Genomic DNA, 12418 nt, shown 5'->3' on the forward strand with positions numbered 1-12418 from the left:
TGTAGTTGTGACAATGGTCCAACTGTATCCCTCCATCAAAAGAAAGGGCGAACTTTCCATCTTCTTCCACTGTCGTACAAACTTTGACTATAGGGATTCTTATCAATCACCTGAAAAATAAGCTGTCAAGCGTAAAACAAAATCATCCTTATTCATAATATTATCCAAGCCTACAAAAGATGATTAAAAGTCTTTTTTCTCCTTTACTTAAAGGAAAAACAAATATTTTTATGCAATTAATCACTTTTTAATCCCAGATTAAGCCATTTCATTCCTCCTTTTTAATACTTTTCCTTTTACTTTGCCGTTAACTAATAATATCAGAAAAACTATTAATGTACAAATATGAAAAAAAATCTAATCCTATTGTGCAGTTTGCTGGCAAGTTTTACCTTACAGCCCGTACAGACAAATGCACAAACGGCGACTAACAGTCAAAAATTACTCTATCCCTATCCTTTCGCTCCCAGTGAAGGTCTGGTGAATAAAACCGAGAAAGAGCATCGCCAAGAAATTTGTTTAAATGGCTATTGGGATTTCCAACCCATTGCTTTACCGAAAGACTATAAACAAGGTAAAGGAGCAGCTCCCGAATTACCACTCCCGAAAGATGGTAGTAACTGGAGTAAGACACGCATCAAAATACCTTCTCCATGGAATATCAACGCTTTTGGTTATCGTGATCTCGAAGGTCCCGACCACCGTAACTATCCGTCTTATCCGAAAGAATGGGAACAAGTGAAAATGGCATGGATGAAAAAAAATATAACAATTCCTTCCAACTGGACAGGCCGGCAAATCAAACTTTACTTTGAAGCCGTCGCAGGATATTCAGAAGTCTATGTCAATAAGGAAAAAATAGGTGAAAATTTCGATTTATTTCTGCCATTTAGCTTCGACATCACGGATAAAGTCACTCCCGGTGAAACAATAGAGGTGCTTGTAGGCGTGCGCAGCCAATCCTTATTTGAAGATAATTCAACTATCGGCCGCCGTATTATCCCAGGAGGCTCTATGTGGGGATATCACATCAACGGTATCTGGCAAGATGTATATCTGTTAGCTTTACCCCAAATACATATAGAAGATGTATATGTGAAACCATTGGTTGCCAAGAATACATTAGAAATCGAAGTAACCATACAAAACAAAACCAACCGGAAAGCTGACATACAACTGCAAGGCAATGTCAGAGAATGGATAAATTACGCCGGAACGGACATAAACTCCGCTCCCGTTCCCGCATGGACACTGGGTACGGAAGCATTACAGGTCGCACCACGCAAAGTTTCAATTGCAGCTAATGCATCACAGATAATAACACTGCAAGTACCTGTCAATGAGAATATACTACAATATTGGACTCCCGAACAACCGAATCTGTATGCCTTGTTACTTTCTATCAAGGACAAGAAACAAACTATCGACACGAAATACGAACGTTTTGGTTGGCGTGAATGGACATTACAGGGAACCACACAATACCTCAATGGCAAACCTTATGCTCTACACGGAGACTCCTGGCACTTCATGGGTATCCCGCAAATGACACGCCGCTACGCATGGGCATGGTTTACCGCTATTAAAGGCATGAACGGCAACGCAGTTCGTCCGCACGCACAGGTTTATCCTCGTTTTTATATGGATATGGCGGATGAAATGGGAATCTGCGTACTGAATGAGACCGCTAACTGGGCTAGCGACGGCGGTCCGAAACTAGATTCAGATCACTTCTGGGAAGCATCGAAAGAACATTTAAAGCGTTTCGTCCTGCGTGACCGCAATCATGCATCCGTTTTCGGTTGGAGTATCAGCAATGAAAATAAACCTGTTATCCTGCATGTATATAACCGTCCCGAATTAATCCCCGCCCAACAAAAAGCATGGAAAGAATGGCGTAACATTGTACGTCTGTACGACCCTACCCGTCCTTGGATTTCATCTGACGGCGAAGACGACGGTAATGGTATATTACCCGTGACCGTAGGACATTACGGAGACATCAACTCCATGAAAAACTGGATTAATATCGGAAAGCCTTGGGGAATCGGTGAACACAGTATGGCATATTACGGCACACCTGAGCAAGTATCCAAATATAACGGAGAACGTGCCTACGAATCACAAGAAGGACGTATGGAAGGGTTAGCTAACGAATGTTACAACCTAATAGCCAACCAACGCCGGATGGGGGCTTCATACAGTACGGTTTTCAATATGGCATGGTATGCGCTGAAACCACTCCCACTCGGTAAAAAAGACATTACCAAAGCACCTGATGTTAGAGAAGATGGTGTATTTTTCGGTGAGTACAAAGAGGGGATTCCGGGTGTACAACCAGAACGTGTGGGACCTTATTGCACTACATTCAATCCTGGCTATGATCCCACCTTGCCACTCTATCAAGAATGGCCGATGTATAGTGCCTTACGTGCTGCCAATGCTCCGGGCGCACCAGCATGGTCTCCTTATGCCATCATCGACAAAGAGCAATATAAAGCTCACAAAACTACCAATCCGGACAAAAATTATAAGGAGGTAGTATTTATCGGCAATCCAGAAAGCAAAGTAAAACACCTGTTAAATGCACAAGGAGTAGCATTCGCTTCTAAAATCACCACTCCCTCCTCACTGCTTTACATCATAGATGGCAGCCAAGTGTTAGATGACACTACCCAAAAGGAAATACAGAAACAACTCGCCAAAGGTGCAGATTTATGGATTTGGGGAATTACACCGGAAACAGTAGGCAGATACAATGATATTCTACCACTTCCTGTCGCACTGGAACCACTGAAACGTTCCTCTTTCCTACCTGTGCAGAAAGCATGGATGCAAGGACTTAACAATTCTGATTTCTATTTCTGCGAACTTCAAAAAGCGGATGCTTCCAATTATTCATTAAAAGGCACATTCGTAGAAGAAGGGGATATCTTGTTGAACGCTTGTAAGACTGACTGGCGCAAATGGAACAAGCGTCCGGAGGAAATCAAAACTGCCGGAACAATCCGCAGTGAATACGAATGTACGTCCACTACTCCGGTATTTGTTAAATACCAGCAAGGTGCTTCCTCCTTTTATTTAAGTACATTGACCGAATTCGCCAATTCAGAAAAAGGATACAACACATTAAGTATGATCTTAAAAAATGCAGGAATAAGCTATCAGAAGCCAGAAACCAATATTAATGAAGTATTCTTCCTGCGTGATGAACAGATAAACTTCCCCGTAGCAACCAAAGAAAAATTCGTAAAGAAAGATAACGGATGGACACTGGAATTCTACGTATTCAGCCCGCGCCCTCTGGATGACCTGCTGATAGAGCCTAATATGCCAAAACTCTCTCTGATGTTAAAAGCAAAAACTCGTGAATTATTCATTAATGACACCCCCTATACAAGCATATCTCACGACGGACGTAACGAGGTAATCTATAAAGAAATCCCTCTATTGCAAGGATGGAATAAACTGGTTATTAAAATAGGAGACGGAGACCGGAATGATTTCAGCGGTTTCTTTAAATGCGATAACAAGAAGGATTTTCTTCCGACTTTGAAAGCTGCCTTCACAAACCCGGAAGCCAGATAAAATGAAGATAAAAGAGGATTAAAAACGATTAAAAATAAAAGTACCATGAGAATCTTACATTTCTTTGCTACGATCACAGTTGCTGCAATGTTAAGCGGATGTAATAGAGAGCAATCACAAACCACTAACCGGACACCGGTCGACTATGTCAATCCATACATAGGGAATATCAGCCATCTGCTAGTTCCCACGTTTCCGACCATTCAATTACCAAACAGTATGCTTCGTGTCTATCCCGAACGTGCGGATTATACCACCGAATTGTTAAACGGGCTGCCGTTGATTGTCACCAATCACCGGGAACGTTCCGCGTTCAACCTTAGTCCTTATCAGGGAAAAGAGCTTCGTCCGATCATAACCTACAACTACGATAACGAACATATCACGCCTTACTCGTATCAAGTAGACCTGAACGACAACAGCATGAAAGCAGAATATGCCCTTTCCCATCAGTCGGCTCTCTACCGGATCACATTTGAGGCAGACAAACCTGCCTATATCATTATAAACTCCCGTAATGGTTCGATTCATGTAGGCGAAAACTTTATCAGCGGGCATCAGCAATTAAGTGCCAACACCAATGTGTACGTATACATCGAACCACAGGAAAAACCGGTAAGCACTGGCATCTTAAAAGACGGAGTCATCGAAGCCAGCAAAGACAATGCGGAAGGCATCAATGCTTGTGCAGCATGGCGTTTTGCCGATGGTACAACAACAGTCAGTCTTCGTTACGGCATATCTTTCATCAGTGAAGAACAAGCAGAAAAGAATATGCGTAATGAACTGAAAGACTACAATATAAAAAACCTGGCAAAAGCAGGACGCCAAATCTGGAACGAAACTCTAGGACGTATCAAAGTGGAAGGAGGAACAGAAGATGACAAGACTGTATTATACTCTTCATTCTACCGTACTTTCGAGCGCCCTATCTGCATGAGTGAAGCCGGTGGCCGTTACTTTAGTGCTTTTGACGGCAAGGTACATGATGACAACGGTACGCCTTTCTATAACGATGACTGGATTTGGGACACATACCGTGCGGCACATCCACTTCGTATATTGATCGACACCAAAAAAGAAGAAGACATCATTGCTTCTTTCCTGTTAATGGCGGAACAGATGGGAACAATGTGGATGCCTACCTTCCCTGAAGTTACAGGTGACTCACGCCGCATGAACTCCAATCATGCCGTTGCCACCATAGCCGACGCTCTGGCTAAAGGACTGAACATAAATGCGGTGAAAGCCTATGAAGCGTGCCGGAAAGGAATGGAAGAAAAAACTCTTGCGCCCTGGTCGGGAGCCGCTGCCGGATGGTTGGACAACTTCTACCGCGAAAACGGATATATCCCCGCCCTTCGCCCGGATGAAAAGGAAACAGATCCGAATGTACACCCTTTCGAAAAGCGTCAACCTGTCGCTGTCACATTAGGAACCAGCTACGACCAATGGTGTCTTTCTCGTATCGCAGAATTATTGGGTAAGAAAGACGAAGCCGCCCACTATCTGCAATGCTCTTACAACTATCGGAATATCTTCAATAAAGAGACCGGTTTCTTCCACCCGAAAGATAAGGAAGGCAAGTGGATTACACCGTTCGATTACCGTTATTCCGGTGGTATGGGCGCCCGCGAATATTATGGAGAGAACAATGGTTGGGTTTACCGTTGGGATGTACCTCACAATGTGGCCGACCTCATCAACCTAATGGGAGGAAAAGAGCAGTTCATCTCCAATCTCGACCGTACTTTCAGTGAACCGCTGGGACGCAGTAAATATGAATTCTATTCAAAACTACCTGACCACACGGGTAATGTCGGGCAGTTTTCTATGGCAAATGAGCCATCATTACACATACCTTATCTCTACAATTATGCAGGTCAACCCTGGAAAACGCAGAAGCGTATCCGTCAGATGCTGAAAACATGGTTCCGTAATGACCTCATGGGAATACCTGGGGACGAAGATGGCGGAGGTATGACTTCATTTGTTGTTTTCTCTTCATTGGGTTTTTATCCTGTCACTCCGGGCTTACCAATCTACAATATCGGAAGTCCACTTTTCACAAATACAAAAATAATACTCAGCAACGGTTCCGTATTTGAAATCGAAGCCCAGAATGCTTCCGACGAAAATAAGTACATCCAATCGGCTACACTGAACGGTCAAAAATGGGAAAAACCCTGGTTCAGCCATGACGATTTGAAAAACGGAGGTAAATTAGTACTGACAATGGGCAATAAACCTAATAAAGCATGGGGCAGCGAAGACAATGCCGTTCCTCCTTCAGCAAAAGCCAAATAAGTACTGCCCGATTTATATGAAGATGTCGCAAAATAGAATTTTCATTTCCTACATTCTATTTTGGGACATCTTCATATTTCATTAAACGTATGATCGTAATAACAAACGGTAGTTTGAAAGTATTGCCTTATAAATAAATTCTGATTCTTGGGGATATCATACAGTTTTTTGTATTTTTGCACTATAAATAAAGTACTATGAAATATCAACTACAAATTTTGCTCTTCGTCCTGCTTTGCATGGTAGGTAAAGTGGACGCATCTTCTTTGTATGATTATGGACTTTCTCTCAAATCCCATGCAGTAGCTGGAATTGAGAGAACAACCTTGTACTTGGATGATAACCAACCTTTCTCTATAAAAAACGATTTCACGATTTCTTTTCAAATGTATGTACGTGTCAATGAGCATGACTTCGGCTCTATTCTCCATCTGCATACAAACACCAATCAATATATCCGTTTTTCATTTGTCGCAGGTGAAGAAAGACATTTTCCAGCGTTGGTTCTCAATGAAGGCATCGTCAACATTAACAGCCCCATAGAACGAGAAAAATGGCTGGATGTTTCTTTGCACTTGCGTTTGAAGGATAATGTCATAGAAATAGATTACGATAACAAGAAAATATCAGCTATGGCTCCCTTACAAGGAGTGAAAAGTGTTACCGCTTTATTCGGACAAATGCAAAACTATCTGGCAGATGTAGCTCCAATAAATCTTAGAAATATAACCATCATACAAGATGGAAAACAGATACGTGAATGGAAGTTGTGGAAGCATAATGATAATGTCTGTTATGATGAAATAGAAAGAGCTGTGGCACGTGCTGTCCATCCCTTATGGTTAATAGACAATCATATCGAATGGAAACTTGTTCATCAGGCTAAAATTCCGGGAAAACTGAACGTGGCCTTCAATGCCCGTGAGGCCTTATTTTATTTAGTCAAATCCCAATCAATCGAAATCTTAGACGAGAATGGAGTTTTGCAGAACGAAGTGATAGTGCGTGGAGGCTATCCGGCTGTAGAATTCCCCAATCATCTCTTATATGATACTTTAAGCAATAAGCTTGTGTCTTATTATCCCAAGAAAGGCATAATTTCCAGTTTCTCATTTGACACAGAAAAATGGAGTAATGAGATACGCAACACAGAAGAAGCCACCAATTATAATCATGCCAAAACTTTTAATCCGGCAGACTCTTGTTTCTACTTTTTCGGAGGTTATGGTTTCTACCAATACCGCAACGATCTTTACCGGATGAAATCCGGTACTAACAAAGTGGAACAAATAGAATACGAACGTCCCCTCTACCCCCGTTATTCGGCAGCTATGGCTCTAGTGGGCGATGAATTATATATCTTCGGCGGTAGAGGAAACAAGTATGGCAAACAAGAGTTGAGTAGCCATTATTATTGGGGATTATGCTCCATCAATCTGAAAAATAAGCAGTCACGTATAGTCTGGCAACAAAATAATCCCAAAGAAGATGGTACGATAATGGCCTCTTCCATGTATTTCGAGCCATCGGATAGTTCCTTTTATGCTGTTTCGACAAATAAAGGAGGTGTGTTATGGAAGATTTCAATGAAAGATTCCGTCTATACGGAAGTTTCCAAGCCCATTTATAACGAATCAACTTATCAGGATTGTGACTTCAGTCTTTATACTTCTCCGTCACATGGAAAGTTATTCTTAGTATTAGATAAAATACTAAGTAACCACACACATGATGTGGCTATTTACGCCATCAATATGCCTCTCGTAAATGAAATGGATATCCGGCAGTCAACAGTTGAAGAAAGCGCTAACAGCCGATGGCATTTCTATACCGCCGGAGTCTTACTGCTACTTGCATTGGTCGGTTTAGTATTCTACCGTTTCAAATACAGCAGTAAAAAGAAAAAAGCATCTGCAGCCGGGAGGATTATAGAAGAAACTCCCACTGCAACAACTGAAGACAGCCTCAAACAACCAGGAATGTCTGAATCCAGAATCATACCGAAAAAAGAAAGAATACAAGACACGGAATCCGTTTTCACAAAAACGATCAATTATTATGACCGTAGCCGTGCATCTATTTCTTTGTTGGGCTGTTTCAATGTACGCGATAAAAATGGAAATGACATCACATCCAATTTTACCCCCCGTCTGAAACACTTGCTTATTCTGCTGATACTTTATACAGAAAAAAATGCCCAAGGCATCCTAACTTCCAAAACAACGGAAATACTATGGCCGGAAAAAGAAGAAACAGCCGCCCGCAATAACCGTAATGTAAATCTGCGCAAGCTACGGGTATTGTTGGAAAGTATCGGAGATATGGAAGTAATGATAGAAAACAATTTCTTGCGTATAAAATGGGGAACAAATGTTTTTTGCGATTACCACACATTACTTGCATGTACCAAACAATTCGAACAAGTGAAAAGTGAAGAATTGCTCAATAGAATTTTAGAGTTATTGCTATATGGTCCTTTATTACCCAATACCATTGTTGATTGGCTGGACGATTTTAAAGATGCCTATTCCAGTCATTCTATTGACTTATTAAAAAATTTGCTGGATATTGAAATCAGCCGGAATCATCAGGATATGATTATCCGCCTTGCCGACATCATGTTCCTGCATGACCCGCTCAATGAGGAGGCTCTGGCTGCTAAATGTGCAGTACTGGCCGCACAAGGGAAAAAAGGTATAGCTCGAAACCTATATGATCGTTTCTGCAAAGAATATCACGACTCGATGGGTGAAAGCTACAAAATCCCATTTGCCGACTTATAAGTCCGGCCGACAATTGCTTCTTAATTAATTATTCTATAAAACAAACCTCCCCCTCTCCTTAAACCACCGATACATATCAAGATGGAGGAAAGAGGGGGAGATTCTATACTTTCTTTATTACAAACGCGAATAATTCCAGTAATATTTTATAGCCCGTTACATTGTTTTCATCCAATACCAAGAAAAACAGCACCTATTTGTGAATGATTATAAGAAAAAAAAGACTTAATTCACATTTAATTGTTTTTTAATTCCCAATTAATCGCGAACACCCCTCTTTTTTTATCGTCTTATAGTTCTTTTGCTGAAAATTAATCTTAAAAAATATAATATTATTATGAAAGAAGAAAGAACACCTTAATCTGATTCGAATGACGAACCTTAAAACGAATTCAGGCTCTCTCATCCGATTAATTCTTAATTTAGTGATTATTCATAAATAAATTCATGAAAAACATGAAACAACGATTTTCTCAGTACATGAGATGCTATGAAAGAAGTCTCATTTTTATTTTAATGCTGTTCAGCGTTTCGGTAGTGCAAGCACAAAACCGGACAGTAAAAGGAACAGTGACCGACACACAAGGTGAGCCTATTATCGGTGCCAATGTAGTGATAGTGGGCGGAACAAAAGGTGTAATAACCGATCTTGATGGCAAGTATTCTATTCAAGTTCCTGAAAACGGTGCTGTATTGAAATTCTCCTATATTGGTTTTAAAACCAAATCATTCAATATAGTAAAAGGAAAGAATGTATTGAATGTGACGTTGGATGAAGATGCTGTAATGTTGGAACAGACAGTAGTAACAGCTATGGACTTACGTCGCGATGAAAAATCTCTGTCTACCGCCTTCCAGAAAATGGACATAGAAGGCATGACCGAAAACCGGGATGCCGGATTTGTAAATATGCTGGCTGGTAAAGTAGCTGGTCTGCAAGTGATATCAAATGGTGCTGCCGGTTCAGCCACAGTACGTATCCGTGGTGCCAATTCCATTTCCGGCAACAACCAACCACTCTACGTAATCGACGGTGTACCTATTATAAATGATGTGACTGGTGGTGAAATCGATTACGGTAACCCCGCTAACAGTATCAATCCCGACGACATTGAAAATATCGTAGTTTTGAAAGGGGCCAACGCATCCGCACTCTACGGTTCGGATGCCGCTAATGGTGCTATATTGATTACGACCAAAAAAGCCGGTCAAAAAAGTGGTCTGGGGATTACGTACTCTACAAATGTACAATTCACAGAATTTTCACAATACCCTATCTATCAGAATATCTATGGCGGTGGGCACATCAACCGTTTTGAAAATAACAAAGCCAACTCATTCAATGGTGACGTAAAGGTTCCTTATGATCCAAATATGCCTTATGGCATCCAACGAATGGAAGGTTACGATAATTCCCGTTCATGGGGTATGCCTATGTTAGGCTTTCAGGTAGTAGGACGCAACGGAGAACTCAAAGCCTATGTTCCTACTCCGGAAAATACAACCTCTATGTACCAGACTGCTTACTCCTGGACAAACAGTGTTTCTATAGAACGGGCCACCGAACATGTCTCTACCCGTATCGGCTTTACCAACCTGCGAAGCGACGACGTACTGGAAGGGTTGAACAAACTTACCCGTAACGCATTCAATGTACGTTCCAATGTGAAGTTGACAAAGTCATTGGATGTCGATCTGAATGGACGCTATACACATGAGCATGTCAACAACCGCTCTTATCGTAACAATTCAGACCGTAACCCTATCTATACACTGATGGATATGCCCCGTGACCTTTCCATACAGGAAATGTATCCTTGGAAAGATGAAAACGGAAAACCGACCGCCCTTCAATTTAAAAGTCCGGTATGGATGCTGAACGAGCTTTCCAACCAAGACAAGAAAGAATGGTTACTGGCCGATGTAACAGTAAACTACAAACTGACCAAAGATCTGAAGCTGCGTTTGAAGGCCGCTCTCGACCTGAATATGAAAGAGGGGTATGAATTCCGCAATATGTACACTCCGGGGGATGCCGACGGATTTTACAAAGAGTTCACAGAGAAAGCTCGTAACTATACTTATGAGGCTATGCTTTCTTACAACAAGACCTGGAAAGACTTCAATATATCCGCCAGCGTGGGTGCCAATTCGCAGGATTTCCTGTTTAAGAAACAAAACTCGGAAGTCGGAACATTGGCTACCTCCGACTTTATTTCTCTTACCAATAATGGCGCCACTATCAAATCATGGCCGGAATATAATGCAAAGAAAAAGCAAGCAATCTATGGAACAGTCAGTGTAGGTTATAAAGATTTCATTTATCTGGATGTTACCGGACGTAACGACTGGTCATCTGCCTTACCTTCTGACAACCGTTCTTATTTCTATTCCTCCTACGGCGTCAGTTTCGTACTGACGGAGTTGGTAAAAAGCATTCCAAAAGATTGGCTATCGTATGCCAAGTTCCGTGGTTCTTATGCCAAAGTAGGTAATGATACCGGTTTCGACCAGTTGCTAAATGGATTCAGTTATAACACTTCTTATCTGGGGGACATGGCGTGGTTCGAAAGTGAAAACAAACGGAAAACCAACACATTGAAACCGGAAAGTACCACTTCATTCGAAACGGGATTAGATCTGCGCTTCCTGCAAGACCGCGCTTCCTTTAGTTTCACTTATTATAATAAGAATACCAAAAACCAAATTTTGACTTCCACCATCAACGGTGTAAGCGGATATGGAGAAGCCTTGTTCAATGCCGGTGAAGTAAAGAACTGGGGATATGAAGTGACATTGGGAGTCGTTCCTTTTAGAAATAAAGATTGGGAATGGAAAGTAGACATCAACTGGGCGAAAAACAACTCAGAAGTAGTTTCACTGGCAAACGGAATGGACTACATGACACTGACTACCGTTCAAAACAGTGTAGAATTACGTATCGTGAAAGGTGAGCCGTTGGTAAGTCTTTATTGCCGTGAGCCATGGAAAACCAATGATGAAGGACAAGTATTGGTGGGAGCCAACGGTCGTCCCCTGTCAGGTGAAGCCAAATTCCTCGCCAGCGTAGAACCGAAATGGACGGGTAGTATCCGTACTTCTCTCCGTTGGAAAGACTTGTCTTTTTCTGCCATGCTCGACATTCGTATGGGTGGACACGTATGGTCGGAGACTGCCTTCCAATCTTCCCGAAATGCACAATCTATCATGTCACTGGGCGGACGTACAGAACATTTATTTGCTGATATGATTCTCAACGAAGGTGACCAGACGGGCTATCTCGGTATTCTGGATTCAAAATATGTACCTTCCGGCAAAAACAATATTTATATGGATGCTTCCCGCCCGAAAGGCATGAATATCCCCGGAGCCGTTTATGACAGTTCCGTACCGGGACTAGCGGGACAGCCTTGCCAGGCATGGATTAAACCAATAGACTATTGGACTAATGATAGTGGCAAAAACGGTGAGCTGTACCTGTATGACGCCTCTTATGTAAAACTGAAAGAGATTTCCTTAGGATATAATATTCCTAAGAATTGGTTAAGAAAGATAGGTTTCATACAATCTATGAGAATTTCAGCCGTAGGCAGAAATGTAGCTATTCTCCACCAGAAAACACCTAAGGGGATAGATCCGGAAGCAACTTCTTCCATGGGAATCCAACAAGGTTTGGAACGAGGTTTCAACTTACCGACTTCCAGTTACGGTTTCGATTTTAAAATAACTTTTTAACAGCG

General features: G+C 41.7%; 4 protein-coding genes. All 4 read left to right on the top strand.

Annotated elements, in window-relative coordinates; all coding sequences use genetic code 11:
• Positions 1-345: 345 nt before the first annotated feature.
• The 4 genes from I2I13_RS13520 (at position 346) to I2I13_RS13535 (ending at position 12413) form a co-directional block, all read left to right on the top strand.
• The gene (locus I2I13_RS13520; protein ID WP_195649707.1) at positions 346-3588 is read left to right on the top strand and encodes a glycoside hydrolase family 2 protein; all 3243 of its coding nucleotides are present in this window, start codon (positions 346-348) and stop codon (positions 3586-3588) included.
• A 45-nt stretch (positions 3589-3633) separates the two neighbouring features.
• Positions 3634-5895: a GH92 family glycosyl hydrolase gene (locus tag I2I13_RS13525; protein WP_195649708.1), complete on the top strand. Its 2262-nt coding sequence runs from the start codon at positions 3634-3636 to the stop codon at positions 5893-5895.
• Between the two features lie 197 nt (positions 5896-6092).
• Positions 6093-8678 (top strand): hypothetical protein, encoded by a 2586-nt coding sequence (locus I2I13_RS13530; RefSeq protein WP_195649709.1) that lies wholly within the window; start codon positions 6093-6095, stop codon positions 8676-8678.
• A gap of 456 nt (positions 8679-9134) precedes the next feature.
• Positions 9135-12413 (top strand): SusC/RagA family TonB-linked outer membrane protein, encoded by a 3279-nt coding sequence (locus I2I13_RS13535; RefSeq protein WP_148364649.1) that lies wholly within the window; start codon positions 9135-9137, stop codon positions 12411-12413.
• Positions 12414-12418 lie beyond the last annotated feature (5 nt).

This window comes from Bacteroides sp. D55t1_190419_B8 (assembly GCF_015558905.1).
Classification (GTDB): domain Bacteria; phylum Bacteroidota; class Bacteroidia; order Bacteroidales; family Bacteroidaceae; genus Bacteroides; species Bacteroides vicugnae.

Bases quoted from the DNA above. Each gene is read 5' to 3' on its own strand.
- I2I13_RS13520 (WP_195649707.1), top strand. From the start codon at position 346: ATGAAAAAAAATCTAATCCTATTGTGCAGTTTGCTGGCAAGTTTTACC.
- I2I13_RS13525 (WP_195649708.1), top strand. From the start codon at position 3,634: ATGAGAATCTTACATTTCTTTGCTACGATCACAGTTGCTGCAATGTTA.
- I2I13_RS13530 (WP_195649709.1), top strand. From the start codon at position 6,093: ATGAAATATCAACTACAAATTTTGCTCTTCGTCCTGCTTTGCATGGTA.
- I2I13_RS13535 (WP_148364649.1), top strand. From the start codon at position 9,135: ATGAAACAACGATTTTCTCAGTACATGAGATGCTATGAAAGAAGTCTC.